Genomic DNA, 26,083 nt, shown 5'->3' with positions numbered 1-26,083 from the left:
ATTCTGTCACGCTATCCCTTTACTCACTCTTATTTGAGCTGACTAAAGCTTTAAAGCGAAGGTCACTCTTGCTCAGAGGGGAAAGTGCCTCGGCTTTGGTGAGATATTGCATAGTGATGTGGATAGCGTCTTGATGGTGACTAAATTCCCTAAAAATACGCTTTGCAATCAGCAGATTTAATTGATGTGCGGCTAATGAGGCATGCTCATGCTTTATCTGTAAAATAACCTCTTCTAGGGAGATAGGTTGAATTTCTCCCAAGGATATAAGAAAGGCTTTTGCGACAGTTCTGGCGTGTGAGAAATAGTCTGAGTGCGCATCTAAGGCGTAAATATGCTTGAAAATGTGTTTGGCTAGGGCTTTATTGCCGTTGCGGTAAAAAGATTCGCCATCAAAACAAATATCCCCTAGTCCTTCCATTATCTGTCTAGGGTTATCTGATAGGGAAAGCGATTCAATTTCTCTTTGGTATTCCGAAAACTGATCCATATTCTCGACCTTACTGGCACTACAGTGTGACTTTTCGACTATTGAAGTGGGAAGGCTGACAATCTTAGCAAATCCACAAGGTTAAAGCGTAACGGTCTGAATAAAATCAATGTCATTTCTGCAAACTCAAGCTTAATTTCGGTATAAAAAAATGCCACTACAAGGGGTTAGTGGCATAAATGCATAAGTCGGGCTTAAGCTTAAAAGGGTGGGTAGAAGACTGACATCTTGGCTGGGAACCGTTGCAACATCAGCCTCTACGCCGGGAAGTGGGTAAAACCTTTGGGAGTAGAGTGGTAAAACGGCGCGTTATTGCATGCTCACTGGGCCGTCGATTTTGTTAAATGTCACATCGCCAGAACCTGCTGCAAGAATCGTTAATCCCTTAGTGTTAAATACATTAATGTTGCCTGAGCCATCTGTGATGGTCACAGCACTTTGCACATTCGCGACCTCTATGTTGCCCGAGCCGTCATCAATTGCGATATTGCCGCGAATATCGGTCACCTTGATGGCACCAGCGCCATCTTCAATGGTTAGGCTGCCGTTGATTTGGCTGATTTCAATATCACCTGAGCCATCCTCTATGTTGATATTGTTACCACCGTTGATAGTGAGTTCACCCGAACCGTCTTTGATGTTCATGTCTGACGTCATCTTGCTGGTCAAAATAGACCCTGAACTGTCATCAATATCCAGTGTAAAGTTCGCAGGGACTTGCAGTTTTAGGTCTATATAGGGCGAGTTATTATTAGCATCTGCTTGCTCAAAGTTGGCCTTGAGCTTGGCCTTATTGGCTTTTTTCTCAAGGGTGAGAATGACTTTGCTGTCATCGTTGCCGTCCTTATTGCTATAGATGTCGGCGACGAGTTTAATTTGGCTGAGGCCTTCGACACCGATAATTTCCAAACTGCCTGCGCCTGTTTCTGCAATCAGGCCTTGTAAATCTTGGCTATCGAGTATGAGTTCGCGTTGTTGGTGGTCTAAGTCTGGCATGCCTGCTGCGTTCACATTAAGAATGCAGCCAGTGAGCGATACCCCAGCAGTAAAAAACACTATAAAAGCGAGGGTGAATATAAATGGGCGTAGTGACATGTTAGCTTCCTTGTTTATCTGGCACTCGATTTTTTGGGTGAGTGCTGAGTAGCCTTGCGATGGGTAAGACACTGCACAGCTTATGCCAATTTTAAGTTTCATTTATAATCAATTAGTTAAGCTAAAAAGTGTCCGAGGCTCACTGTGCGGACATGTCCGCTACATGGGTGATTTACTCATAGATTAGTGAAATTGCTCATTTATTAAGTTAGTTTAAGCTCCGTAAGTCACGCGGAATCAAAAATACAAGAAGGGATGCTGATGGATTATTTAACAACAAACAAAACGGCTTGGGATGCGCGCACTCGGGTACATTTAACTTCTGATTTTTATGATGTTGCGGGCTTTCTTAGTGGTAAGGCTTCGCTGCGGGAAATTGAGCTAGGTGAACTCGAGGTCGCAGGTAAAAGTTTGCTGCATCTGCAATGTCATTTCGGCTTAGACACCTTGTCGTGGGCGCGAATGGGATCCAGAGTCACAGGCGTCGATTTGTCAGAGGTGGCGATTGTTGAAGCGCAAAAGCTGGCAGAACGGACACAGTTGTCCGCCGAGTTTATCTGTAGCGATGTTTACAGTGTGGCGAGTAAGGTTGAGCCTCACGATATTGTGTTTACGTCCTATGGTGCCATTGTTTGGCTGCCGGATTTAACCCTATGGGCGCAGACAGTGGCTGCCTGTTTAACACCCGGCGGACAGTTTTACATGGCCGAGTTCCATCCTGCGCAGCAGTTGTTCGATGGCTATAGCTATTTTAATCGGGGTGAGCCAGACATAGAGCTGGAAGGCACATATACCGAAAATACCGGTGATGATCAGCAAACCTTAATGTGCTGGTCGCACAGTTTATCTGAAGTGATCAATGCGTTATTGCAGGCGGGCTTAGTGTTGGAGTTCTTCCACGAGTTTGATTTCAGCCCCTATAACTGCTTTGAAGGGCTCGAAGCGCAAGCCGATGGTCGTTATGTGTTAACACACCAAGGGCAGAAGGTGCCCTTGGTGTATAGCATCAGTGCGCGTAAGCCCGCTTAATCAATGCCGTTTTGTAATCGCGATGATCAGCGACTACGGTAAACCGGATACTTAAGGTATTGGTTATCGTAGTAAGGGCTGCGTTCATAGAACCAGCGTAGGCGTGCCTCAGGATCGGCGGCAAACTCTGCATTGGTCAGTGCTTTGTCGAACTCAGCTTGTAGCTTAGGAGCATCTTTTAGCATCTTGGCCGCCAGTGGCTCTACCGCATAATCTTCAATGTATTCAGTGCGAGTGAAGATAGGATTGAAGAAACCCCATTGCAGTAAAGAATCAGGTGATTGCGGCTCAAGCAGTAAAATCGCCAGATCGCCTAGCGGTTGATCTGTACTGATTTTAATGGTGCCAGCGGGCAGTGTGGTGCTGACTTTGGTTAACTCTGACTCAGCTTTGACCGTTTGGCGGCCCTCAAAATCCTTAGTGTTAAACACGGGATTGCTGAGAGTATATTGCTGCAATTTCAACTCGGTTGGCTTTTTGAGCGTGGTCATGCGAATGCCATGCACGTTAAGACGATCAATCACTTGAGTCCATTGCGCTGGAATATAGTAAGCACTCGGACGAGTGACCTTAATGTCGGGCACTGTTTCAGCCATCACAGGCAAGTTAGGGTAAAGCTTAGGTTCACCTGTCCAGCGCACAACTTCAGCGCCACTGATGGGGCTCTTTTCAAGTTGATAATCTATGCCTTTAAAATCCCAGCCTTTTTCTAATGGTGCTAATTTCCAAGTAAGGGTGATTAGCGGTGAGGCGCGGTATTTATCTTCTTGAATCGCACTCTTAAGTTTCGTCGCCTGTTCACCCACGGTTTTGAGGGTTTGCGCTAACATCACATAAGTGCCGAGCACCCTTTGCTTAAAGGGCTTTAGGCTGTGGTTTTCAACCAGAATGGTGGGCAAATGGCGAGCATCGCCATAACCGTTAGAGAAGCGCGGGCTTGGATTCCACAGCGACATGCCTTTGTTAATATCGGCGTTATCCACGGCAAAAATCAGTGCGCCGGGAATATGGCCTTGTTCCGTTAATGCGGCTTCAACCGCAGGTCTGTAGCTGTTTTCGAGCCAGCGGTAACTGGCTGGGCTTAAGCCTTGGGCGAGGTTATAACCAAAGGTGACATCGTATTGATAGTCGATGCCGTCAGTAACATGGACATCGATATACAGATCCGGTTGCCATACGTTGATTGCGCGCAGCATGTGCTGCATTTCTAAGCTGTCGGCCTTAGCATAATCGCGGTTAAGGTTGAAATTATTAGCCGTAGTGCGCCAGCCCATATTCACAGGGCCACGTTGATTTACACGATTAAATTCGCCGCTGCGCTCATGGGCATCAACACTAAAAATAGGCACAAACAAGAGGTTGGCTTTATCGAGCAGGGCACTTTTATCGCCTTGGATAATGTCTCGTAGCAGCATCATGCCGGCATCCTTACCGTCGATTTCTCCTGCATGAATTCCCGCCTGCACTAGCACTGTCGGTTTAGTGTTTTGTTTGAGGCGTGCCGATTCATTAATGCCTTCACTGCTGACGATATACATCCAAATATCGCGCCCTTGTGGGCTCTTACCTAAGCTCACCTTTTGTAATTTATCGGTCTCGCCCGCGAGTTTATCGAGCCAAGCGATAGTGGCATCGTAGCTTGGACTTTCAATACCGCCACTTTGCTCAAAGGGAGTCGCCCACTCGCTATCAACACTTAACATGAGCGATTCGCTGGCGCCAGACCAAGTGATGTTTGGCGGTAAAATCGCATCGTTGACAAAGGTGTTGGCTCGTTCAGGAATGGGCGCTGGTTGTGCTTCTGGCGCCGTAACTGTGGTATCGGCCAGTACATTAGTCGCAGTTTCAGTCGCTTGGCTATTCGCTGCTGGACTTGCATCCTGTGACGTTGTGATTACTGGGGAGCCAACTGCCAATGTTTCGGTGGTAGAGGCTTGCGCCATAGTGGCTGCCGGAGTTGTTTGGGTTGTGGTTTTCGCATCATTGGCAAAAGCATTCCCAGGGTACAGATTGCCCGTAGAGAGACAGGCAATGGCGATAACGGAGAAAGAAAACAAGCGCATGAAAAGAGTCCATCTATCGAATTTTTATTAGGACGGTATCTTTTCATTAAACGCCCCGTTAACGCAAGGGCGGCTAAGGGTTATCCGGTATTTCTGACATGGATTTAAGCACTAAGCGGAATGGGACAAATCGACTAAGCCGTTTTGTTGGGCGTTATCTGAGAAGCTGGCCGCTTGTGATAGGCAATGTCGATAATGGCAATGTCTTTATAAAGTGCTTCGACGGCAATCGCGAGCTGATAAATCAGCCAGCTATAACCTGTGAGTGCAAATCCCTGCGGCACTTGGTCGTTTACGGCGGTCACTGGATCAGCGGTTGATGCTTGAGTGGCTGCGACTAGGGCAAGCTGGAGTCTGTGTTGTAATTCTTGATCTAAGCATTCTGGTAGTGTCGGTAATTGTTGAGCTTTACCCGCTACAAATTCTGCAAGTTGTTGCAAATAGAAGGCAAGCTCAGAGGCAACCGCATTAATCTGCAGATAGGCGTCTTTGTCTTCTTCCTGCCAGCGGGTTAAGGGTAAGAGTTCGAGTAAGGTGATTAAGCGCACTTGTTTATTGGCTAACTGCGACAGTAGCACTTTGTGTTTTTTGAGGGTTTGACTTTCCCATTCCAAGGAGAAAAACAGTTTCTTTTGAGTGAGTACGGCCTTCATCGCAGCCTCTAGTCTAGCGCGAAAATCGAGCTCATGATTGGCGGGTGCCTTAAGATGCTCGGCTAATACTTCGGCCATATTGTCGATGGCATGGGTGAGTTGGGAGCGCCAATCTTGTTTAGCTTTAATCGGAAAAATGAACAGTGAGACCAAAATAGCAATCACGCAGCCGGAGAGGATGTTGGCCGTGCGCCATAGTGCCTCAGAGGTGTCATGGTTGGCGTCGCCGACCACGATTATGATGGTAAATCCAGCCACTAAATAGGCATAGCTGTAACGTCCGGCCGAGATAAAACAAATCAAGCTAACGGCTAAGATCAGCAGGCTCATGATTAGCCAATAACTGTCCACTGTGGCAACTAACATCACCCCATAAGCTGAGCCTAAACAAGTGCCTATCGCCCTTTGTAGCGACTTTTCAATCGCGCCGCCTACCTGAGGTAAGCTCATCATAATGATCACTATCGTGACCATGCTCCAAATAAAATGCGGTGGCGCCCAAATGGCATTAATAGTGACAGCAACGAGTAAGGCTAGCCCGAGCTTTAGGGCGTGGATTGAGCGGAAATGGCGATAGATAAAGTCGGCAAAGGGTGTGGCTGGGGCAAATACAGACATAGGGCAAAATTCCTTTGAGCTAACTTAGCGATGTTAATCTGGTGGCAGTATCGCAGAAAAACCGTGTCACTTGCGGCCATAGCGCCATAAAGAAATGTAAATTGCGAAATCTAGCAAATTGAGCTTAGTGGATGGCGCGGGAGAGATCACATTAACACTCAGATTAAATAGGCTTAACTGATGCGTGTAGAGGCAGGCCATTATACCGTGCTGCAGATATAAAAAAGGCTTGAATAAGCATTGCCTATTCAAGCCTATATTTAAAGTGTTTGAGTTAGCTTAAGCTGCGCTCACTATCCGCTTTAACGTCAACTTCTGTGTATTTATCCATGATCAAGGCACAAGCCGCATCGCCAGTGATATTGAGTGCGGTACGGATCATGTCAAAAACCCTGTCTAACGCAAACAGCAAAGGTAAACCATCGATAGGAATTCCCGCAGCTAACAGCACTGCCACTACTAAAAAGGATGGGCCTGGCACACCAGCTTGACCAATTGCACCTAAGGTTGAGGTGAAAATGATGGCCGCATAGGCTGTCATCGATAGATCAACGTTATACATTTGGGCGAAGAACATGGCCACTAAACCATAATAAATCGCGTTGCCGCTCATATTAATGGTGGCGCCTAACGGCAGTACAAAAGCCGTGGTTGCCTTAGAGACTTTAAGATCTTCCTCGCAGGTTTCCATATTCACTGGCAGAGTTGCCATTGAAGAGGCGGTCGATAAGGCCATCACCTGCGGCTTCTTCATTGCCGAAATAAACTGGCGCGCCGACACTCTTGAGAAGAGTTGTACCACTAATGGGAAGAAGATAAAGCCGTAGATCAAAATCGCAGCCACAAACACGGCGAATAACTTAAACACGACTTCTAGTGCATCGAAACCGAAGGTGCCGACAGAATCGGCCATCAAACCAAATACACCGATAGGGGCAATGATCATCACGCAGTTGATCATCCACACAAAGGCATCAACGACTGTGTTGAGTGCGGCCAAAATAGGTTTAGCACCATCGCCTTTAACTTTAGTCAGTGCGATGCCGAAGAAGATACTAAAGACTAAGATTTGTAATATGTTACCGCCGTTCAGCGACTCGAACACATTGGTTGGGATCATGCCGATAAAGGTATCCATTACCCCGGGCAATGCGCCATGTTCCTTGGTTACTTCCATCAAGTCTGTGCTGCTGTGGGCGGTAAAATCAACGCCTGCACCCGGTTGGAACAGATTACCCATCAAGAGTGCAAGCACAACGGCAAAGCCCGACGTGACAATAAAAAAGCCGAAAGTGCCAATGCCAATCTTACCCGCCGATGGGCTGTCACCTAAGCTCGCCGCGCCGCTGATGATAGAAACCAATACCAGTGGTATCACTAGCATTTTGATTAAATGGATGAAAATGGTTCCGAGTGGTGCAAACACACTTGCACTCTCGCCCATGATAAAACCCACCAGTGCGCCGATAATCATGGCAATAACCACTTGCACACCAATGTTACCTAATAAACTCTTGCTCTTCATTCTTGCGAAACTCCCCAGTTGCCGCAGCATTTTGTGTCATGCACAGACGATTTGAACCTAGACGACTCAAGCTTTAATGATTAAGGCTTACTCTAGGCTAAAGGTTCACTCTATGTTAAAGGCAAATGCCCGACATTTTTGACCGAGTAAAGTACCACAATTGCATAGCAGGGGATTGTGAAACATCACTAACCTTGGTTTCAAAATAACCAAAGTCTAAATCACGTTAACGTTAAATGAGGAATGCTTAAATTTATGCGCTTAAAAATGAATAAAGCTTATTTTATTGTGGGATTTTAACTGCCGAATTGATGAATTGTGATTTTTACTTTGATGGGCGCAGATATCCTCTCGTATTCTTTGGGCGGCTTGAGTCGTTGGTCACCCATCTTTTACTTGTATGAATCATGAGAGTGGTTAATAGCTAAAAAACCTCCATGACCATTCAACTCTGTGACTCACTCAGTTTTCCCTATGACAACTCCATTTCGAGGACATTATGAACATCACCTCATTTTTCGGCCCGCCCGAATCGTTACAGTGCTGGATAAGAAAGTGCGTCGAACAACCTGGATTAAGTTATTGGCTGGTTTATCAAGATCTTGATGAAAGTGAATCCCTGCAACTGACCACTCCATTATTCCCGATAGTGAATGATATGAGAGACCTATCGGATGACGAAATCGATGCCTTTGAGGATAGCTTAGGCCGGAGTGACTATGGTTATCTGCTAAACACGGATCAGATTGAGGATGTGATCGATAACCTGATGCAGCAAAAAGCCCTGCCAAGTGAACAGGAACTGCTTGAAGCTATTATCTTTTACTATGAGCGAGATGCGTTTATAGATATTTAAGTGTTTATTTTTATTTTGTTGTTTCTATATAAAATAAAATTACGTGTTGTTAGCGGTAAAATACCGACGGTTAACGTCGGCATTTGCGTTTAAGGCAAGGTAATAAGTTGTGCACCATTTAGTGGTTATTGAGGTATTGAGCGCCTGTTTATGAATTCAATTTCGCAAGCACTCTGAATACCTCTTGAACGCCCTAAGGCATTGCGGGGAAGGAGAGCGAGCTGCCAATCCCTAGAGGCAAGCCTAAGGTCCAATATGCCAGTAAGAAACCGCTCCAAAGTAAAAGAAAACTGATTGAAAACGGTAACATCAGTGCCACTAAGGTGCCGATGCCTGATTCCTTAACGTATTTTTGGCAAAACACCACAATTAACGGAAAGTAAGGCATCAGTGGGGTGATGATATTAGTGGATGAGTCGCCCACTCGGTAAGCGGCTTGAGTCAAATCCGGTGACACACCTAGTTCCATTAACATGGGCACCATAATGGCACCAATTAATGCCCATTTGGCTGAAGCGGAACCCACTAATAGATTGACGAATGCAGTGAGAAACACAATTCCCACCAAAGTCACACCCATAGGAAGGGCTAATTCCTTTAACGCCAACGCGCCTTTAATGGCCATTAATGCGCCTAAATTGGATTGACCAAATGCATAAATAAACTGGGCACAGAAAAAAGCCATGACGATGTAATAACCCATGCCACTCATGGATTTACTCATGCCCTGAATAATGGCTCTGTGGTTGTTTGCCGTGCCAGCGGCATAGCCATACACGATGCCGGGAATGAGGAAAAACACAAAAATAATCGCCACAATGGAGCGCATTAATGGCGCTGAAGCACTGGTTAGGGCGCCGTCAGTAGCACGCCAAGCAGAATGTTCACCATAGGCGGTTAATACTAATCCTAATGCACACAACAACATGGCGGCCATGGCGAATTTGAGTCCGCGGCGCTCATGGGGTTGCAGTTCATCTAGGGTTGGGAGCGTGCTGGGATCGCCATTCACCGCAGTGTTTTTTAGGCGCGGCTCGATAACTTTATCCGTTAAGAACCAGCCAACTAAGATAATTAAAATGGCAGAAGCCGAAGTAAAAAAGATGTTATTCAGTGGGTTAATCGTTAATGTGGCGGCCGCGGGATCGGCTGATAATCTTGCCGCTGCCTGAGTTAAGCCCGCTAACATAGGATCAAGGCTGGATGGCACGCCAACGGTTGCAGAAAAACCGCCGGATACGCCAGCGAAAGCGGCGGCAATACCGGCTAAGGGATGGCGACCAGCGGCATAAAAGATCACCGCGCCGAGCGGGATAACGAGTACATAACCCGCATCAACCGCGACATGGCTTAGAATACCCACTGCTATCAATACCGGAGTGAGTAACATCTTGGGGGTAACAGATAAAATGGAGCGCAGCCCTGCATTAATAAAGCCAGTATGTTCAGCAACGCCTAGGCCCAGCATGGCCACAAGCACCACACCTAGCGGCGGGAAAGTGACAAAGGTCGTGACTATCGCCGAGGTAAAAGCGGTTAACGCACCACCATCAAGCATATTGACGACTTGAATCGGGTTACCAGTACGAGGGTCGATTTCATCAAAACTGACACCCGATAATCCCCAAGAGATCAGCCAGACTAAGCCCAGAAACATCGCAAATAATACCGCCGGATCAGGCAGTTTATTGCCGACGACTTCGACGCCATTGAGAAATCGCTGGAATCCAGTGACAGGTTTATGATTTTCCATTTGGGTGCCGCTTCCTAAAAAATGATGATTGTTATCGGTGATTATAAAAACGTAGCATTAATTTAAGCTTGGTTTAACTAATCGATAAGAAATAAAACATATAAAAATCTATCGCAGTGACTTTAGTGCGGGTGGATTTAATCATCACTAAATCAATTTAGCCGCAAATAAAAAGCGCGGGTTCATGACTGAACCCGCGCTTTTTTATGAAACGATATTTTTGACTAAATAACCGTACCGAACAAATCCACTACGCGCTTATGCTTTTGGGCCTGCATTGCGGATAGCGTCTGACACTTGATACTTAGCGAAGTTTTTAGTGAAAGCTTCGGCCAGCTTCTGGGCATATTCGGCGTATAGCGCTTTATCGCCCCAAGTGTTGATTGGGTTGAGTAAGTTGCTGTCTACGCCTGTGACTGCCACAGGAACGGCGAGGTTCAAGGTGTCTAAGTGGACGGTTTCCACATCTTTCAACTCACCGCTGACAATCGCATCGACGATGGCGCGGGTGGTTGGGATGTCAAAACGTTTACCTACACCGTGTGGGCCACCAGTCCAACCAGTGTTGACTAAGTACACTTGGCTGCCGAAGGACTCAATGCGCTTCATCAACAGTTCTGCGTACACGCCAGCAGGGCGTGGGAAGAAAGGTGCGCCGAAGCACGTTGAGAAGGTGGATTGAATTGCCGAGGTTGAGCCGATTTCAGTCGAACCCACTTTGGCGGTATAGCCAGATAAGAAGTGGTATGCCGCTTGTTCTTTGGTCAGGATAGAAACCGGTGGTAATACGCCAGATACGTCGCAGGTTAAGAATACAACCGCATGTGGCTCAGCGCCGCAGTTGTCTTCTTTACGTTGGGCAATGTGCTCCAGCGGATAGGCTGCGCGGGTGTTTTCCGTCAGGCTGCTGTCTTTGTAGTTAGGTACGCGGTGTTCGTCCATCACGACGTTTTCAAGTACAGTGCCGAAACGAATCGCATCCCAAATCACGGGCTCATTCTTCTGGCTTAAATCGATACATTTGGCGTAGCAACCGCCTTCGATGTTGAATACGCCGCCGGGTGCCCAGCCGTGTTCATCGTCACCGATCAGGAAGCGTTTTGGATCGGCAGAAAGTGTGGTTTTACCTGTGCCAGATAAACCGAAAAACAGCGTAGTGTCGCCATTTTTACCTACGTTGGCCGAGCAGTGCATTGGGAGCACGCCTTGGGCTGGCAGTAGGAAGTTTTGCACTGAGAACATAGACTTTTTCATTTCGCCGGCGTATTTCAGGCCGGCAAGCAGCACTTTACGTTCGGCGAAGTTTAAAATCACGGTCGCATCTGAGTTAGTGCCATCACGTTCTGGTACGCAAACAAAGTCAGGGGCATTGATGATCTGCCAAACTGGTTTGTCTTTACGATTAAATTCTTCAGGAATAATAAATAGATTGCGGGCGAACAGTTGGTGCCAAGCGTATTGCGTAGTAACTCGTACTGGTTGGTAATGTTCAGTGTCGGCACCGACTTCGAGATCAGATACAAACAGTTCTTTATCGGCTAGGTAAGCTTCAACCCGTGCCCATAAACCTTCAAAAGCACCTGGATCGAAAGCTTGATTGACTGTTCCCCATTCGATGTCAGCTTCTGAACTGGGTTCTCTTACAATGAAACGATCGCCAGGTGAGCGACCGCTGCGAGCGCCTGTTTTAGCGACTAGTGCGCCATTGGCTGTCAATTCACCTTCGCCGCGTAGCAGGGCAAATTCGACAAGTTGTGCTGTTGAGGGGTTAAAGTGAACGCGGTTTAATCCATCCGCCATAGTGAGGTCTCCATTTGATTTGTAAGGTTATTTTAATATCGATCGTCTGCCGATTTAATTTTATTTATCGCCTGAGTCGTGCTAGGTGACAAAGTGAGGCGATTGTAGCCTAAGCCGAGTGCAATGTGTGAGGGGATTATAGGTATGAATAAAAAATGGGCGTCAAATAGGGCGCCCATTTTTTAGGGGGAGTCGTTTTACTGCTGGGTTGTTGATGTTTGACCGTTAGCAAATAAGGTTGCTACGTCTATGGCATCAAAGGTGTATTTAGCGTGGCAATATTCGCAACCCATTTCTATCTTGCCATCTTCGGCCAGTATGGCTTCGATTTCTGCTTGATCTAAGGTTTTGATCGCGCCGGCACTGCGTTCATAGGAACAAGTGCATTTAAAGCTCACATCGATAGGATCAAATAAGCGTACTTCTTCCTGATGATAGAGGCGATGTAACACGCTTTCTGCATCAAGAGTAAATAGCTCTTCGGCCTTGATGGTCGACGTCAGTTGGCTCAAGTGTTCGAAGTCGGCGTTGTGATCTTGCTGGCTTGGCAGAATTTGTAGGAACATGCCCGCCGCTTGTTTGCCGTCGGCAAATAACCAAATTCCCGTAGGTAACTGCTCAGATTGATTGAAGTATTCTTCAACACAGGCAGCAAGTGTTGGCTTGTCCAGTGCGACCACACCTTGGTAGCGTTCACCTTCGTCGGGTGTTAAGGTGATGACCATATAGCCTTGGCCGAAGAGTTCTGTGAGGCTAGCATCATCGGCGAGTTCAGCATTCCAGCGAGCCACACCGCGTAACTCTTGTAAATTGTTACCGTTGATCACCGCTAAAGAAACAGGGCCGTTGCCTTGTAACTGTACGCTGATATCACCGCTAAATTTCAATGTAGCGGTTAATAGTGAGGTGGCTGCCATTAATTCACCCAGTAGCACTTGCAGTACGGCTGGGTATTCTTGGGCGCTGATCACTTGTTGATAGCTGTCTTGTAACTGCACCAGTTCACCGCGCACATCGGCATTATCGAACAAGTAGCGGTGTAAAGTATCTTGGTTCATCGTGTATCTCACTGTTAAAGGTCTTTAAAGCGCATGAGCTGGCGTCGTTGCTTTTTATCTGGTTTCTGATCGGGTATCGGGTTATTGAGCATGTGGAGGCGTCGTTGCTCAGCATTAATGGCCCGTTTAGCCAGACTTGTCGCGGTTTCTTCGTACAATTCTTGTGCAATCGAACCACTTTGGCGTAATTGCGATAATTTTTTTATGACTATCTCTTTATCGTCATATCCTTGGCGTATCTTAAGGACGGCGCCTATCTCGGCATTCCTACTAGATTTGGCACGCTGGCCGTTGTAATGTACTTTGCCGCCGTTAATCATTTCTTTGGCGATGGCACGGGTTTTATAAAAACGTGCAGCCCAAAGCCACTTATCGAGTCGAATGTCTGTTTTATCGCTTTGACCTTGAGTCATAGTGTCTCCAGCTAAAAGATCGATGAGTTCACATGCCGAGCAAGAAAATGCGTCAAGAGCATTTCTATTATGTTAAAGGGTGGCGTGCTTCACACCCTTTTATGGCGGGCAAAGTTAGCATAATTGGCCTATTTTCGCCAATTTGAATGCTGTTATGGGCTTGTTGCCAAATGCTGCCTAGGTTAGCATGAGACGGTAATCGCCTAATTATTATAATCAGAACAGAGACCTGTATCGAGGGTCCAGATAAAATATGGATTTATTAGATAAAGTTATCGCAAAAGCCATTGGCATGCCCCATAAGCCCTTAAGCCGGATAGTCTTCTGGTTGGGTTTTATTGTGATCATGTTGTTAGCCGCGCAAATTACATGGAAATTAGTGCCTACTAGCTCATCACCCAGTGCTTGGTCGCCAACGCCCGTTAACCTGACGGGTAAAGGTGCTGGGCAGGTTGATCTTGCGGGTTTACAGCAGCTTGGTCTCTTTGGTAAGGCAGATGCTAAATCTGAAAAGCCAAAAACTGAGGTTGTTGAGACTGTGACCGACGCGCCTAAGACCACACTCTCTATTCAGCTCACTGGCGTTGTTGCATCGACAGCGGATCAGAAAGGCTTAGCAATCATTGAGTCAAACGGCAGCCAAGAGACCTACAGCTTAGGCGATAAAATCAAGGGCACTTCGGCATCACTGAAAGAAGTCTATGCCGACCGTATTATCATCACTAACGCTGGCCGTTACGAGACATTAATGCTCGATGGCTTAGTTTACACTAGCCAAAGCCCAGCCAATCAACAGTTACAACAAGCTAAGACTAATAAGACTGGCTCGGCAGTGAGCCGTGTCGATCAACGTAAAAATGCCGAAATCTCCCAAGAACTCGCCGAATCCCGCACCGAATTGTTAGCCGATCCCAGTAAGATCACCGATTATATTGCCATTTCACCTGTCAGACAGGGTGACGCTGTGGCGGGATATCGCTTGAATCCAGGGAAAGACGCCAATTTGTTTAAGCAGGCGGGTTTTAAAGCTAACGATTTAGCCAAATCGATTAATGGATACGACTTGACCGTAATGAGTCAAGCGTTAGAAATGATGAGCCAATTACCCGAGTTAACCGAAGTTTCTATTATGGTTGAGCGGGAAGGACAATTGGTTGAAATCATGTTTAGTTTGCCGCAATAACACGCGTTAGAGGAAAGAAAAAGAATGAATAACAAAAGGATTCGACGCAAGCTGATTGCTGGGGTTGTTGCGGGTGCAGCCATGTTCTCCTCCCAATTCGCTTGGTCTGAACAGTATGCGGCCAACTTTAAAGGCACGGATATTCAAGAATTTATCAATATCGTTGGTAAAAACCTGAATAAGACCATCATAGTTGACCCGACAATTCGCGGCAAAATCAACGTTCGCAGTTATGATCTGTTGAACGATGAACAGTATTACCAGTTTTTCCTCAACGTTTTACAAGTTTACGGTTATGCCATCGTTGAGATGGAAAATAACGTTATTAAAGTCATTAAAGACAAAGATGCCAAAACCGCTGCAATTCGAGTCGCTAACGATAACGACCCCGGCCTTGGTGATGAAATGGTGACGCGTATTGTGGCCTTGTATAACACTGAGGCTAAGCAATTAGCGCCGTTATTGCGTCAACTTAATGATAATGCGGGTGGCGGCAACGTAGTGAACTACGACCCCTCCAATGTCTTGATGTTGTCTGGCCGTGCTGCTGTAGTGAACAAGTTAGTCGAAATTATCCGTCGAGTAGATAAGCAAGGCGATACCTCGGTGCAAGTCGTGCCGTTAGAATTTGCTTCTGCGGGTGAAATGGTACGAATTATCGATACCCTTTATCGTGCTACCGCTAACCAATCCCAATTGCCAGGCCAAGCGCCAAAAGTGGTTGCTGACGAACGTATCAATGCCGTGGTCGTGAGCGGTGATGAGAAGAGCCGCCAACGTGTGGTCGAGCTTATCCGTCGTCTCGATGCCGAACAAGCCAGCACAGGTAACACAAAAGTTCGTTATCTACGTTATGCCAAAGCAGAAGATTTAGTTGAAGTGCTGACCGGTTTTGCCCAAAAGTTGGAAGGCGAGAAAGATCCGAGCGCTCAGGCTGCAGGTGGTAAACGCCGTAATGAAATCAATATCATGGCGCATACTGAAACCAACGCCTTAGTGATCAGTGCTGAACCCGATCAGATGCGCACTATCGAGAGCGTGATTAATCAACTCGACATCCGCCGTGCTCAGGTACTCGTAGAAGCCATTATCGTGGAAGTCGCCGAAGGCGATAGCGTCGGCTTTGGGGTCCAATGGGCCGCGAAAGCGGGTGGTGGTACTCAGTTTAATAACTTAGGCCCAACCATAGGTGAAATTGGTGCAGGTGTATGGCAGGCGCAAGATCAAGAAGGGACATTCATCACTAACCCGAGCACTGGTCAGGTGATAGGTCAAAACCCGAGTACTAAGGGAGATGTGACGCTACTCGCCCAAGCCTTAGGTAAAGTGAACGGTATGGCTTGGGGCGTGGCCATGGGCGACTTTGGTGCCTTAATTCAAGCCGTGTCGAGTGACACTAACTCAAACGTACTGGCAACGCCTTCTATTACGACCTTAGATAACCAAGAGGCCTCGTTTATTGTGGGTGACGAAGTGCCTATTCTGACAGGTTCTACCGCCAGCTCGAGCAACAGCAACCCATTCCAAACTGTTGAGCGTAAAGAGGTTGGGGTTAAACTGAAAGTGGTGCCACAGATCAACGAAGGCAGCTCAGTGAAGCTGACGATTGAACAGGAGGTTTCTGGGGTTAACGGTAATACAGGCGTGGATATTTCCTTCGCGACTCGTCGCTTAACCACTACCGTTATGGCGGATTCTGGTCAAATTGTGGTACTCGGTGGTTTGATCAACGAAGAAGTACAAGAAAGTATACAAAAAGTACCGTTCTTGGGTGATATCCCTATTCTAGGACATTTGTTTAAATCTTCTTCGAGTAAAAAAACGAAGAAAAACCTCATGATCTTCATCAAGCCAACGATTATACGTGATGGCATCACGATGGAAGGGATTGCGGGACGTAAATATAATTATTTCAGAGCATTACAGCTTGAACAGCAAGAGCGTGGCGTTAACTTAATGCCTGAGACTAAAGTGCCTGTACTAGATGAATGGAATCAGTCTGAGTATTTACCTCCTGAAGTTAACGAGATTTTAGAGCGTTATAAAGAAGGTAAAGGCTTAGATACTCAGATGCGTAAAACGGATCCAACGCTCAAAACGCTCGATGAAAACAAAAACAAAGATAAAACCAATGAGTGAAATTCAACTATCCCAAGTCGATGACCTCAGCCAAGTCTCTAATGAGCTAGGCCTTGAAGCTGAAGGTGATGAGGTATTTCGTTCGAGCAGTAAAGAGCGTTTACCTTTTGCTTTCGCACACCGCCACGATGTGGTGCTCGCGTTGGGTGAAACGGGCGAGTTAAGCTTGTTCTATACGAGTAAAACACCGTTAACGGCTATGCTCGAAGCGCGGCGTTATTCGGGTGTCGATTTGCCTTTGGTTAAGCTCGAAGTGGCGAAGTTTGAGGCCAAACTCACTCAAGCATATCAGGCGAACTCGTCTGAAGCGCAGCAGTTGATGGAAGACATAGGCAACGAGATGGATTTATTCACCCTTGCCGAAGAGCTGCCGCAGACCGAAGACTTGCTCGAAGGTGATGATGATGCGCCTATCATCAAACTGATTAATGCCTTGTTATCTGAAGCGATTAAAGAAGAAGCGTCGGATATCCATATCGAAACCTACGAGAAACAGCTTGTGGTGCGTTTCCGTATCGATGGTGTACTTAAGGAAGTCCTCAAGCCAAACCGTAAACTGTCGTCGCTGTTAGTGTCGCGGATTAAGGTTATGGCTCGCCTCGATATCGCCGAAAAACGTGTGCCACAGGATGGCCGTATTTCGCTGCGAATCGCAGGTCGTGCGGTAGATGTGCGGGTATCGACCATGCCATCGAGCCACGGTGAACGTGTTGTACTGCGTCTGCTGGATAAAAATACTGGCAACCTCGATTTAGAACAATTGGGGATGACAGACAGTATTCGGGTTAAGTTTGAAGATCTTATTCGTCGTCCTCACGGGATCATTTTGGTGACTGGCCCAACGGGCTCGGGTAAAAGTACCACTTTGTATGCGGGTTTGACGGAGATCAACTCCAAAGACACCAACATACTCACAGTAGAAGACCCTATCGAATACGAGTTAGACGGTATTGGTCAGACCCAAGTAAACACTAAGGCTGACATGACCTTCGCTCGTGGTCTGCGCGCTATTTTGCGTCAAGATCCCGATGTCGTGATGATAGGTGAGATCCGTGACTTGGAAACCGCGCAAATTGCGGTGCAAGCATCGCTCACTGGCCACATGGTAATTTCAACCCTGCATACCAACACAGCGTCTGGCGCGATTACACGTTTACAAGACATGGGCGTTGAGCCATTCCTCGTGTCTTCAAGTTTACTCGGCGTGTTGGCTCAACGTTTGATCCGTACTCTTTGTCCTAAATGTAAAATCGAGCATGTGCCCGATGCGCGTGAGCGTGAGTTGCTGGGCATCGCCGCCGATGACGACAGACGTATTTTCCGTGCTAATGGCTGTAAATCCTGTGGTAACAATGGCTACCGTGGTCGAACCGGTATTCATGAGCTATTACTGGTTGACGATAATGTGCGTGAATTGATCCATGGCGGCCGCGGTGAGTTAGCCATCGAAAAGTATATTCGTCAGTTTGTACCGAGCATTCGTCACGATGGCATGAGCAAAGTGCTCGCGGGCATCACCACTCTCGAAGAAGTGCTACGTGTGACTCGCGAGGAGTAATTTATGCCAGCATTTGAATATAAGGCACTGGATGCCAAGGGAAAGCAGCTTAAGGGTGTGATTGAGGCGGATACCGCCAGACACGCCCGCAGCCAACTGCGCGATCAGCGCATGATGCCCTTGGAAATACTGCCTGTTACTGAAAAAGAAGCCAAAGCTAAGAGCAGCAGTTTTTCGTTTTTCAAACGTGGCATTTCAGTTGCTGAATTAGCTTTGATCACCCGCCAAATTGCGACCTTAGTGGCCGCGGGTTTACCGATTGAAGAATCCCTTAAAGCCGTTGGTCAGCAGTGCGAGAAAGATCGTCTCGCGAGCATGATCATGGCGGTACGTTCTCGGGTGGTGGAAGGTTATAGTCTGGCCGATTCCTTGGCTGAATTTCCGCATATTTTCGATGATTTATATCGTGCCATGGTGGCCTCGGGTGAAAAGTCCGGTCACTTAGAAGTGGTGCTTAATCGTCTGGCGGATTATACCGAGCGACGCCAACAGCTTAAATCTAAGCTGACCCAAGCCATGATTTATCCCGCGGTTTTGACCACAGTGGCGATAGGGGTGATTTCAATCCTGCTAGCTGCGGTTGTGCCTAAAGTGGTCGGACAGTTTGAGCACATGGGCGCTGAGCTTCCCGCCTCGACCCGATTTTTGATCTCGGCCTCTGACTTTGTGCAAAACTATGGTGTGTTTGTGGTCATCGCCTTAGTGCTGCTGTTCGCACTCTTTCGGCGCATGTTAAAGTCACCTGCGTTTCGGATGAAGTACGATAATTTTTTATTGAGCATGCCGGTTGTTGGCCGCGTGAGTAAGGGATTAAATACGGCGCGTTTTGCGCGGACGTTAAGTATCTTATCCGCAAGCTCTGTGCCTTTGCTCGATGGTATGCGTATAGCGAGTGAAGTGTTGCAGAATATGCGAGTGCGGGCCGCAGTTGACGATGCGACCGCACGCGTGCGGGAAGGAACTAGCTTAGGTGCAGCGTTGACTAATACTAAGTTGTTTCCGGCTATGATGTTATACATGATTGCGTCGGGCGAGAAGAGTGGTCAACTTGAGCAGATGTTAGAGCGGGCCGCCGATAACCAAGACAGGGAATTCGAAGGTAACGTCAACATAGCATTGGGTGTATTCGAGCCTATGCTGGTGGTCAGTATGGCGTGTGTTGTGCTCTTTATTGTGATGGCAATTTTGCAGCCAATTTTAGCCTTGAATAACTTGATTAGCGGTTAATTTTTGAATTTATGGATTATGACCAAGTCGATTGGCATAGGTTTTTTTAGGAGAAGTAGTCGATGCAAATGAACAAGAAACATCAAGGTTTTACCTTACTCGAAGTGATGGTTGTTATCGTGATTTTAGGGATTTTAGCCTCTATGGTTGTGCCTAACTTGATGGGTAACAAAGATAAGGCTGACCAACAAAAAGCCGTGTCTGACATAGTTGCACTCGAAAATGCCTTAGATATGTATAAGTTAGATAACGGTGTCTATCCATCGACCGAACAAGGCTTAGAAGCATTAGTGCAAAAGCCTACGATTTCGCCTGAGCCACGTAACTACCGTGAAGATGGTTATGTAAAACGTTTGCCAGAAGATCCATGGCGCAATAACTACCTGTTGTTAAGCCCTGGCGAAAACGGCAAGTTAGATATTTTCAGTGCAGGCCCCGATGGTCAACCAGGTACCGAAGATGACATCGGTAACTGGAATTTACAGAATTTCCAATAAGATGCTAAAGCTGCGTCACGCTGGTTTCACCTTAATGGAGGTGATGCTAGTTATTTTGTTGATGGGGCTCACGGCTGCGGCTGTGACTATGTCTATCGGCAATTCTGGGCCGCAACAGGCCTTAGATAGAACGGCGCGGCAGTTTATTGCGGCCACTGAAATGGTGCTTGATGAAACCGTTTTAAGTGGCCAGTTTATTGGTATTGTGATTGAGAAAACCAGTTATCAGTTTGTTTTTTATAAAGAAGGTAAGTGGGAGCCTTTGGATAAAGACAGACTCTTATCTGAAAAGCAAATGGAGCCAGGGGTTGTACTGAACTTAGTGCTCGATGGTTTACCTTTGGTACAAGAGGATGAGAAAGACGATTCTTGGTTCGAAGAACCGCTGATTGAACCCTCTGCCGATGATAAGAAGAAACACCCTGAGCCACAGGTCATGCTATTCCCGAGCGGTGAAATGAGCGCTTTTGAGCTGACGTTTATCGCTAAAACTAACAAAGGCCAGCAGGCCGAAACGTTAGTGGTTGGTGATGCGCTGGGCAGATTAACCATAGGGCGCCCCGATGAAACGCGTTAAGGGCATGACCCTACTCGAAGTGATTGTGGCCCTTGCCGTATTTTCAATTGCGGCCGTGTCTATCACTAAAAGTTTGGGTGAGCAGATGGCAAACATGCCGATTCTGGAATCGCGAACTTTAGCACAGTGGGTGGCTGATAATCAGATGGTCGATGCCAGACTTGATCCACAGTTTCCTGAAATCGGTAAAAAAGAAGGTCAAGTTGAGCTCGCAGGAAAGGATTGGTATTGGCGTAAAGAAGTGGTGAAAACGACGGACGATAATTTTCGTATGATCCGCATAAGTGTGAGTGAAGACGAACGCTATCAGCGTATTGCCGCACAAGTGAGCAGTTATGTCCTTAAAACTAACTAGTGCGCAGCGGGGATTCACCCTGCTGGAAATGCTGATCGCCATCGCGATTTTCGCCATGATAGGTTTGGCTTCTAATGCGGTACTCAGCACAGTGCTGACTAACGATGAAGTGACGCGCGCGTTTTCAACTCGGCTTAAAGCTCTACAACAAGGCTTTGGTGCGATTGAGCGTGATCTCGCGCAAATGGTGGCGCGCACGCCAAGATTACTCGAAGGTGGTCGAGGTTCGACTGTCTTCCAAACGGGCAATGATATCTTAGATTCGGAATCAGAAGCCTTAGTGTTTTACCGTTTAGGCTGGTTAAATCCTGACGGTTTATTACCGCGAGGCAGCTTACAGTCGGTGGCGTATGTGGTGCATGAAGGGCGGCTGGAACGTTGGTATTTTCCTTATCCTGAGCCTGAATTTGGCGCCGAGCCGATTAAGACTGTGATTATCGACAAAGTGCTATCGGTGGAATATTCCTTCTTCATGGAAGACAAGTGGGAGCGCAAGGTCGAGGCGACTAAGTTGCCTAAAGCGATCGCCATGGAGATTGAGATTGAAGGTTTAGGCAAGATCCAACGTAAGTTCTTGTTGCCGCTGGGTGCTGTTGCACCAGAAAAGTCTAAGGATGACGATAATAAAGACGAAAATCCTGACGATACGAACAAAGATAAAGACAAAGATGGTGATGGCGTCGATGATGGCTCGGGGAACGATCCTGGTGACGGTTCTGGTGATCCAGGTGATGGCGACCCTGAAGATGAGGGCCGCGAATGAGAACCCAATCTCGGTCTAAACAGCGTGGTGTCGCACTGATAGTTGTGCTCTTGATAGTTGCCATGGTGGTGATCATCGCGACAAATATCACAGGCCGTAATCAGTTATCCATGCGTCGAACGTTGAACTTGGCCCAGTACGATCAAGCCTATTGGTATGCGATTTCTGCCGAAGAACTGGCGAAGAAGATTTTAAAACAAGATTTAGACGACTCGGAAGGTCGAGTCCACAGGCAACAATATTGGGCCATGGCCGATGTTGTGTTTCCGGCTGAATACGGTGAAATTGCTGGCAAGATCACTGATATGCGCGCCTGTTTTAACTTAAATGCCTTGTCTGTGACTACGAAAGAGGTGGAAAACAGTCAACCTAAGCTGCCGCTGGCGGCGAAGCAATATAAGGCCTTGTTGGTGAGTTTAGGGATGGACGACTTTAGTGCGGACCGTCTGACCCAGACCTTAAAAGATTATATCGATGAAGACACCACTGCTAGCCCTTATGGTGCCGAAGATGCGGAATACGAAGCGCGAAATGTGCCTTACCGTGCGGCCAATACACTGATGAATCATCGCAGTGAATTACGGGCAGTGATGGGATACACCCAAGATATCTATTTGAAACTATTGCCCTATGTGTGCGTTATCCCAGGTAATGACAGACAATTACTGAATGTGAATACCTTGGAAGTAGAGCAAGCGGCACTGTTAGCTGGCATGCTCGAAAATCAGATTTCGGTAGGAGAAGCAGAAAGTATCATTAACCAACGCCCCGGCGATGGCTTTGCCAAGATAGATGACTTTTATGAAAGCTCATCCATGGGAGCGATCAAGTGGGAAGGTGCCATGAAGTCGAGCTTTGTCATCGATAGCCAATATTTTTTATTGGCCTCGGGGGCGAAGGTTGATAACGCCGTATTTAGAATGGAAAGTGTGCTCAAAAAGAGCGGCGGCAATAAAATGGAAGTGCTCACCCGTCAGTTTGGTGGACAAAAATAATGGCAGTGCTCACCCGTCAGGGTTTGATGTTGGTGGCCAAAAATAATGGAAGTGCTCACCCGGCAGAATCTGGTGGACAAAAATAATAGCAACGAGCTCAGTCACGCTTTCTTGACTGGGACTGGTGGAGAAAAACTGTGAGTGAACGGCTATTTATTCGCTTAGGCAGAACAGCAGAGCAAGCGTGCTCTTGGCTCGTTTGGTCGGAGCAAGAACAGGAAATTATCGCCTCTGGCGAGCTCGCCAATGCTCAAGGTTTGTCGACCTTAACCGAGCGTGCGGGCAATCGTCCCGTCGATGTGTTAGTGCCCGCCGCGGCAATGACGCTCACTAGCGTGCATTTGCCCGAAAAAGGCCAACGCCAAGCCTTGAAAGCCTTGCCTTTTATGCTCGAAGAAGCCTTAGCCGATGATGTCGATGCTATGCATTTTACTGTTGGTCCACGTGACGGTGACGCCTTAAGTGTGGTCGCTGTGGCCCATGAGCAAATGCAGACTTGGCTGAGTTGTTTGACCGAAGCGGGTTTAAAAGTGAAGCGCATTGTGCCTGATTGTTTAGCCTTGCCATTGCAAGAGTGCCAATGGGCGGCAATGAATTTTGGCAATGAGCTATTGCTGCGTACCGGATTAGCTTCGGGTCAGAGCTTACCTCTGCCTTGGTTGCCAATTGCGTTAGAACAACTTAAGCCTGCACAGGGCGAGGTCTCTGTCGCCAGTTATACCGAGATGCAACTCGAGGGGGTCGAGCTTAAGCCGCAGTCACTCGAGCTACCTATGTTAGTGTTAGCCCGCGGTATTTTGCATGCGCCAGTGAATTTACTGAGCGGCGTTTACACGCCGAAGCGTGAATATAGCAAACAGTTGATGATGTGGAAAAGTGCGGCCATCGTTATTGCCATCGCTTGTGTGCTGGCCTTAGTGAATAAAGGGCTGACTATACATCAAGTCAATGGTCAGGTTGCCGATCTTAAAGCCCAGAGTGAATCCATTTATCAGCAAGTGATCCCGGGAAATTCGCGCATTGTTAATCTACGTTCGCAGATGGAAAGTCAGTTACGTGCATTGCAGGGACAGGGCAGTGGTGCCGAGTTTTTTGCCATGCTCGATGGTTTACAGGATGCCTTTAAGCAAGTGCCTGAACTTAAACCTAATAGCCTAAGATTCGAAAGCGCGCGTAACGAGATCCGTATGCAAGTGAGTGCGAAAAATTACGCGCAGATCGAGAAGTTTAAAGAGATTGTCGGTCGTCGTTTTCAACTCGATGGCGGCACTATGAATAGCGGTGAAGAGCAAGTCACCAGTACCTTAACTTTGAGGAGCAAATAAGATGGATAATTTGCGGACTTGGTGGCAAGGGCTCGCATCGCGCGAGCAGCAATTAGTGGGCTTTTGCTCGGTATTCTTAGTTATAGGTATTTTTTATTGGGGTGTTTGGACGCCGATTGCCAATGCTGAAGCCGATGCATTACGTAACCTCAATGCACAGCAACAGACGTTGAACTATGTAAAACAAACGGCGAATAAAATAGCGAGTCTTAAGCAGAACGGTGCTAAGCCAACTACGTCGGGCAGTTTAAGCTCAGTGGTTAACCAAACTGCGGGCAATTATGGGTTAGTGATTACTCGCATGCAGCCCCAAGGCGATAAGATCCAAGTGTGGATGGACGATGTTCCTTTTGATGCCTTGTTAGGTTATTTGAGTGAGTTAGTACAGAAGAAAGGACTTTCACTCGAAAGTGTTGATTTGGCTGAGGCCGATGTACCTGGCTATGTCAAAGTGAGACGTATCCAATTAGCGCAATAAATTAAGGTGTAGCTGTGAGTTTGATAAAAAAAGTCATCATAGGCGTACTGATTTATTTAATATTTTTAGTCGTTCTATTCCCCGCTAAGATTGCGATAGCGTTAGCCCCATTGCCCGCGAATATCAGTGTTTCGGGTGTGAGTGGCAGTATTTGGTCTGGCAGCATAGAAACCTTAAGTATGCCGCAGCGTCAGGTAGAGCAAGTGCGTTGGGATCTGAGTCCTTGGGCGCTATTTTTAGGTAAAGTGAAAGTTGATTTTCAAGTGGGCAGCCGCGCAACACCTGTCAGTGCTAAGGGATTAATTTCTTGGTCTATGGGAGGCTTAAGTGCGCAGGGGCTACGTTTCGAAGCGCCGGATAGTTTTTTACTCGGCAATGCAAAACTGCCCTTTAGAACCGAAATTACCGGTGAAGTCAGTTTGTTGGTTGAGACGTTAGAGCAAGGTAAGCCTTGGTGTGAACAGTTGTCTGGTAAGCTGTTTTTGAATCAAACCAATGTTAAGAATCAGTTTGGTAACTATCCTCTAGGTAATATTGAACTCGGACTGAGTTGTGTCGAAGGCAAAGCGCAATTGGCCACAGATGAAACCAAGAACCAGCTTGGTATTGTTGGTACCTTACAGTTAGATGAAGGCAATATGGTGAAGGTTGAGGCTAAGATTAAAGAAACGGCAGAGCAACCAGAAGATATGCGTGAGTCGCTGAATATTTTAGGTAAGCGTGGTGCGGATGGTTATTTCCCTGTGGTATATCAGGGGCGGATCCCTGGGTTATAGCGCTGTTTTAGATGAGCACTTAAACTTAATGTGAGTGCTCAGATGTGAAGGCCGTAATGCGAGAGTTGTGATTAAACGTTCGCTCCTAAAACACGTTATGAATAGAAACGAAGGCACCTTAGGTGCCTTTTTTATGGCTTTTTTATCGTGTTAGATCAGTCAGTAGTGAGTGATAATCGGTAATCGCGGGGAAATCGTGAAAGACTTTGATTGGTTTTTTACTGTCAGGGTTAGCAATCCCCAATTGATGGCCCACGCCAGCAAGTTTAGCGGCTTTGAGTATGGGTTCGCTATCGTCGATAAAGAGACAGCGACTTGGTTCAAGGTTGAATTGCTTAAACAAGGTCAGCCAAAATTGTGGGTGTTCCTTAGGGTAACCTGTCTCGTGGCTAGAAATCATGGCATCGAGCCCTGCTGCCAGCTCGGTATGTTCAAGCTTTAGGGCAAGACTCTTGGGATGCGCATTGGTCACTAAGATGCGCCGTTTACCCGCAGAGGCTAAGGCCGCTAAAAATGGCATGCTGTCTTGGCGCAGTTGAATACGATCCACTAAAGTGCAGTGCAAGCCCATAATGTCGAGCTGCAGTTGCTCCTGCCAATAATCGAGACAGTACCAATCGAGCGTGCCTACGACTTTCTCATAGGCGTTCACAACTAATTGCTGCGCTTCGTTGTGGCTCACACCTTGCTGTCGACTCAATTCCTGCGGTACTAAATTCAGCCAAAAATGATTGTCGAAGTGCAAATCCAATAGGGTGCCATCCATATCGAGCAGAACCGTATCGATAGTCTTCCAGTTAAACATGGGTATTTCCTATTTTTGCAAAACTGAATCACGCTTAGCATTGATTGTTGCA

Annotated in this window: 24 protein-coding genes; 14 read left to right on the top strand and 10 right to left on the bottom strand. The window is 47.1% G+C overall.

Going from position 1 to position 26,083, the window contains the following annotated elements; translation table 11 throughout:
- Window positions 1–19: 19 nt before the first annotated feature.
- Both L5L94_RS16230 and L5L94_RS16225 read right to left on the bottom strand, forming a co-directional pair.
- The gene (locus L5L94_RS16230; RefSeq protein WP_263164060.1) at window positions 20–490 is read right to left on the bottom strand and encodes a hypothetical protein; all 471 of its coding nucleotides are present in this window, start codon (window positions 488–490) and stop codon (window positions 20–22) included.
- A 309-nt stretch (window positions 491–799) separates the two neighbouring features.
- Window positions 800–1,585: a carbohydrate-binding domain-containing protein gene (locus L5L94_RS16225; protein ID WP_263164058.1), complete on the bottom strand. Its 786-nt coding sequence runs from the start codon at window positions 1,583–1,585 to the stop codon at window positions 800–802.
- Window positions 1,586–1,846: 261 nt separating this feature from the next.
- Here L5L94_RS16225 and L5L94_RS16220 point away from each other — a divergent pair, with 261 nt between their 5' ends.
- The gene (locus tag L5L94_RS16220; protein ID WP_263164056.1) at window positions 1,847–2,614 is read left to right on the top strand and encodes a class I SAM-dependent methyltransferase; all 768 of its coding nucleotides are present in this window, start codon (window positions 1,847–1,849) and stop codon (window positions 2,612–2,614) included.
- Window positions 2,615–2,640: 26 nt separating this feature from the next.
- On the opposite strand, the gene L5L94_RS16215 is transcribed toward L5L94_RS16220, so the two are convergent.
- From L5L94_RS16215 to L5L94_RS16205, 3 genes are all read right to left on the bottom strand, one after another.
- Window positions 2,641–4,677, bottom strand: a complete 2,037-nt coding sequence (locus L5L94_RS16215) for a M14 family metallopeptidase (RefSeq protein ID WP_263164055.1) — start codon at window positions 4,675–4,677, stop codon at window positions 2,641–2,643.
- 134 nt (window positions 4,678–4,811) lie between these two features.
- Window positions 4,812–5,948 (bottom strand): FUSC family protein, encoded by a 1,137-nt coding sequence (locus L5L94_RS16210; protein ID WP_173242572.1) that lies wholly within the window; start codon window positions 5,946–5,948, stop codon window positions 4,812–4,814.
- Window positions 5,949–6,222: 274 nt separating this feature from the next.
- The gene (locus L5L94_RS16205) at window positions 6,223–7,473 is read right to left on the bottom strand and encodes a dicarboxylate/amino acid:cation symporter (protein WP_105250986.1); all 1,251 of its coding nucleotides are present in this window, start codon (window positions 7,471–7,473) and stop codon (window positions 6,223–6,225) included.
- Window positions 7,474–7,972: 499 nt separating this feature from the next.
- Between L5L94_RS16205 and L5L94_RS16200 the strand changes: the two genes are divergently transcribed.
- On the top strand, window positions 7,973–8,329 hold the full coding sequence (locus tag L5L94_RS16200; RefSeq protein WP_263164047.1) for a hypothetical protein: 357 nt from the start codon (window positions 7,973–7,975) through the stop codon (window positions 8,327–8,329).
- A 193-nt stretch (window positions 8,330–8,522) separates the two neighbouring features.
- Here L5L94_RS16200 and L5L94_RS16195 read toward each other — a convergent pair whose 3' ends face one another.
- The 4 genes from L5L94_RS16195 to hslR form a co-directional block, all read right to left on the bottom strand.
- The gene (locus L5L94_RS16195) at window positions 8,523–10,082 is read right to left on the bottom strand and encodes an AbgT family transporter (RefSeq protein ID WP_263164046.1); all 1,560 of its coding nucleotides are present in this window, start codon (window positions 10,080–10,082) and stop codon (window positions 8,523–8,525) included.
- 258 nt (window positions 10,083–10,340) lie between these two features.
- The gene (locus tag L5L94_RS16190) at window positions 10,341–11,882 is read right to left on the bottom strand and encodes a phosphoenolpyruvate carboxykinase (protein ID WP_263164043.1); all 1,542 of its coding nucleotides are present in this window, start codon (window positions 11,880–11,882) and stop codon (window positions 10,341–10,343) included.
- A gap of 197 nt (window positions 11,883–12,079) precedes the next feature.
- On the bottom strand, window positions 12,080–12,940 hold the full coding sequence (gene hslO, locus L5L94_RS16185; protein WP_263164041.1) for an Hsp33 family molecular chaperone HslO: 861 nt from the start codon (window positions 12,938–12,940) through the stop codon (window positions 12,080–12,082).
- A gap of 14 nt (window positions 12,941–12,954) precedes the next feature.
- On the bottom strand, window positions 12,955–13,353 hold the full coding sequence (gene hslR, locus L5L94_RS16180) for a ribosome-associated heat shock protein Hsp15 (protein WP_105250991.1): 399 nt from the start codon (window positions 13,351–13,353) through the stop codon (window positions 12,955–12,957).
- Between the two features lie 253 nt (window positions 13,354–13,606).
- Here hslR and gspC point away from each other — a divergent pair, with 253 nt between their 5' ends.
- The 12 genes from gspC (at window position 13,607) to L5L94_RS16120 (ending at window position 25,226) form a co-directional block, all read left to right on the top strand.
- Complete coding sequence (gspC, locus tag L5L94_RS16175) at window positions 13,607–14,536, top strand: type II secretion system protein GspC (protein WP_131525237.1); 930 nt, start codon at window positions 13,607–13,609, stop codon at window positions 14,534–14,536.
- Between the two features lie 24 nt (window positions 14,537–14,560).
- The gene (gspD, locus tag L5L94_RS16170) at window positions 14,561–16,675 is read left to right on the top strand and encodes a type II secretion system secretin GspD (protein ID WP_263164038.1); all 2,115 of its coding nucleotides are present in this window, start codon (window positions 14,561–14,563) and stop codon (window positions 16,673–16,675) included.
- Entirely contained in the window at window positions 16,668–18,233 is a 1,566-nt protein-coding gene (gene gspE, locus L5L94_RS16165; protein ID WP_105250994.1) for a type II secretion system ATPase GspE, read from the top strand. Before gspD ends, gspE begins: the two co-directional genes overlap by 8 nt.
- Window positions 18,234–18,236: 3 nt before the next feature.
- Window positions 18,237–19,460, top strand: a complete 1,224-nt coding sequence (gene gspF / locus L5L94_RS16160; RefSeq protein WP_105250995.1) for a type II secretion system inner membrane protein GspF — start codon at window positions 18,237–18,239, stop codon at window positions 19,458–19,460.
- A 62-nt stretch (window positions 19,461–19,522) separates the two neighbouring features.
- Entirely contained in the window at window positions 19,523–19,957 is a 435-nt protein-coding gene (gene gspG, locus L5L94_RS16155; protein ID WP_105250996.1) for a type II secretion system major pseudopilin GspG, read from the top strand.
- Window position 19,958: 1 nt separating this feature from the next.
- Window positions 19,959–20,534: a type II secretion system minor pseudopilin GspH gene (gspH, locus tag L5L94_RS16150; protein ID WP_113941577.1), complete on the top strand. Its 576-nt coding sequence runs from the start codon at window positions 19,959–19,961 to the stop codon at window positions 20,532–20,534.
- Complete coding sequence (gene gspI, locus L5L94_RS16145) at window positions 20,521–20,889, top strand: type II secretion system minor pseudopilin GspI (protein ID WP_105250998.1); 369 nt, start codon at window positions 20,521–20,523, stop codon at window positions 20,887–20,889. The genes gspH and gspI overlap by 14 nt, the downstream gene beginning before the upstream one ends.
- A complete protein-coding gene (gene gspJ, locus L5L94_RS16140; RefSeq protein ID WP_105250999.1) occupies window positions 20,870–21,652 on the top strand; it encodes a type II secretion system minor pseudopilin GspJ in 783 nt (260 codons plus the stop codon). Before gspI ends, gspJ begins: the two co-directional genes overlap by 20 nt.
- Entirely contained in the window at window positions 21,649–22,647 is a 999-nt protein-coding gene (gene gspK / locus L5L94_RS16135; protein WP_263164036.1) for a type II secretion system minor pseudopilin GspK, read from the top strand. The genes gspJ and gspK overlap by 4 nt, the downstream gene beginning before the upstream one ends.
- 137 nt (window positions 22,648–22,784) lie before the next feature.
- Window positions 22,785–23,972 (top strand): type II secretion system protein GspL, encoded by a 1,188-nt coding sequence (gene gspL, locus L5L94_RS16130; RefSeq protein ID WP_168826965.1) that lies wholly within the window; start codon window positions 22,785–22,787, stop codon window positions 23,970–23,972.
- A 1-nt stretch (window position 23,973) separates the two neighbouring features.
- The gene (locus L5L94_RS16125) at window positions 23,974–24,450 is read left to right on the top strand and encodes a type II secretion system protein M (RefSeq protein ID WP_105251002.1); all 477 of its coding nucleotides are present in this window, start codon (window positions 23,974–23,976) and stop codon (window positions 24,448–24,450) included.
- 14 nt (window positions 24,451–24,464) lie between these two features.
- Window positions 24,465–25,226, top strand: coding sequence for a type II secretion system protein N (locus L5L94_RS16120; protein WP_173497004.1), 762 nt, complete (start codon window positions 24,465–24,467; stop codon window positions 25,224–25,226).
- Between the two features lie 142 nt (window positions 25,227–25,368).
- Here L5L94_RS16120 and yrfG read toward each other — a convergent pair whose 3' ends face one another.
- Window positions 25,369–26,031 (bottom strand): GMP/IMP nucleotidase, encoded by a 663-nt coding sequence (gene yrfG, locus L5L94_RS16115; protein WP_263164033.1) that lies wholly within the window; start codon window positions 26,029–26,031, stop codon window positions 25,369–25,371.
- Window positions 26,032–26,083: the final 52 nt, after the last annotated feature.

Origin of the sequence: Shewanella sp. SM21, assembly GCF_025654335.1 — a bacterium.
In the GTDB taxonomy this organism is placed as follows: domain Bacteria; phylum Pseudomonadota; class Gammaproteobacteria; order Enterobacterales; family Shewanellaceae; genus Shewanella; species Shewanella oncorhynchi.
This window is presented reverse-complemented; position numbering and strand designations above follow the sequence as displayed.

Excerpts from the sequence above, each read along its gene's own strand:
- hslR (WP_105250991.1), bottom strand. The coding sequence starts at position 13,353 with ATGACTCAAGGTCAAAGCGATAAAACAGACATTCGACTCGATAAGTGG.
- gspJ (WP_105250999.1), top strand. The coding sequence starts at position 20,870 with ATGTCCTTAAAACTAACTAGTGCGCAGCGGGGATTCACCCTGCTGGAA.
- L5L94_RS16195 (WP_263164046.1), bottom strand. The coding sequence starts at position 10,082 with ATGGAAAATCATAAACCTGTCACTGGATTCCAGCGATTTCTCAATGGC.
- gspG (WP_105250996.1), top strand. The coding sequence starts at position 19,523 with ATGCAAATGAACAAGAAACATCAAGGTTTTACCTTACTCGAAGTGATG.
- L5L94_RS16125 (WP_105251002.1), top strand. The coding sequence starts at position 23,974 with ATGGATAATTTGCGGACTTGGTGGCAAGGGCTCGCATCGCGCGAGCAG.
- L5L94_RS16210 (WP_173242572.1), bottom strand. The coding sequence starts at position 5,948 with ATGTCTGTATTTGCCCCAGCCACACCCTTTGCCGACTTTATCTATCGC.
- L5L94_RS16205 (WP_105250986.1), bottom strand. The coding sequence starts at position 7,473 with ATGAAGAGCAAGAGTTTATTAGGTAACATTGGTGTGCAAGTGGTTATT.
- hslO (WP_263164041.1), bottom strand. The coding sequence starts at position 12,940 with ATGAACCAAGATACTTTACACCGCTACTTGTTCGATAATGCCGATGTG.
- yrfG (WP_263164033.1), bottom strand. The coding sequence starts at position 26,031 with ATGTTTAACTGGAAGACTATCGATACGGTTCTGCTCGATATGGATGGC.
- L5L94_RS16215 (WP_263164055.1), bottom strand. The coding sequence starts at position 4,677 with ATGCGCTTGTTTTCTTTCTCCGTTATCGCCATTGCCTGTCTCTCTACG.
- gspC (WP_131525237.1), top strand. The coding sequence starts at position 13,607 with ATGGATTTATTAGATAAAGTTATCGCAAAAGCCATTGGCATGCCCCAT.
- L5L94_RS16220 (WP_263164056.1), top strand. The coding sequence starts at position 1,847 with ATGGATTATTTAACAACAAACAAAACGGCTTGGGATGCGCGCACTCGG.
- gspF (WP_105250995.1), top strand. The coding sequence starts at position 18,237 with ATGCCAGCATTTGAATATAAGGCACTGGATGCCAAGGGAAAGCAGCTT.
- gspI (WP_105250998.1), top strand. The coding sequence starts at position 20,521 with ATGAAACGCGTTAAGGGCATGACCCTACTCGAAGTGATTGTGGCCCTT.
- gspD (WP_263164038.1), top strand. The coding sequence starts at position 14,561 with ATGAATAACAAAAGGATTCGACGCAAGCTGATTGCTGGGGTTGTTGCG.
- L5L94_RS16225 (WP_263164058.1), bottom strand. The coding sequence starts at position 1,585 with ATGTCACTACGCCCATTTATATTCACCCTCGCTTTTATAGTGTTTTTT.
- gspH (WP_113941577.1), top strand. The coding sequence starts at position 19,959 with ATGCTAAAGCTGCGTCACGCTGGTTTCACCTTAATGGAGGTGATGCTA.
- L5L94_RS16190 (WP_263164043.1), bottom strand. The coding sequence starts at position 11,882 with ATGGCGGATGGATTAAACCGCGTTCACTTTAACCCCTCAACAGCACAA.
- gspE (WP_105250994.1), top strand. The coding sequence starts at position 16,668 with ATGAGTGAAATTCAACTATCCCAAGTCGATGACCTCAGCCAAGTCTCT.
- L5L94_RS16230 (WP_263164060.1), bottom strand. The coding sequence starts at position 490 with ATGGATCAGTTTTCGGAATACCAAAGAGAAATTGAATCGCTTTCCCTA.
- L5L94_RS16200 (WP_263164047.1), top strand. The coding sequence starts at position 7,973 with ATGAACATCACCTCATTTTTCGGCCCGCCCGAATCGTTACAGTGCTGG.
- gspK (WP_263164036.1), top strand. The coding sequence starts at position 21,649 with ATGAGAACCCAATCTCGGTCTAAACAGCGTGGTGTCGCACTGATAGTT.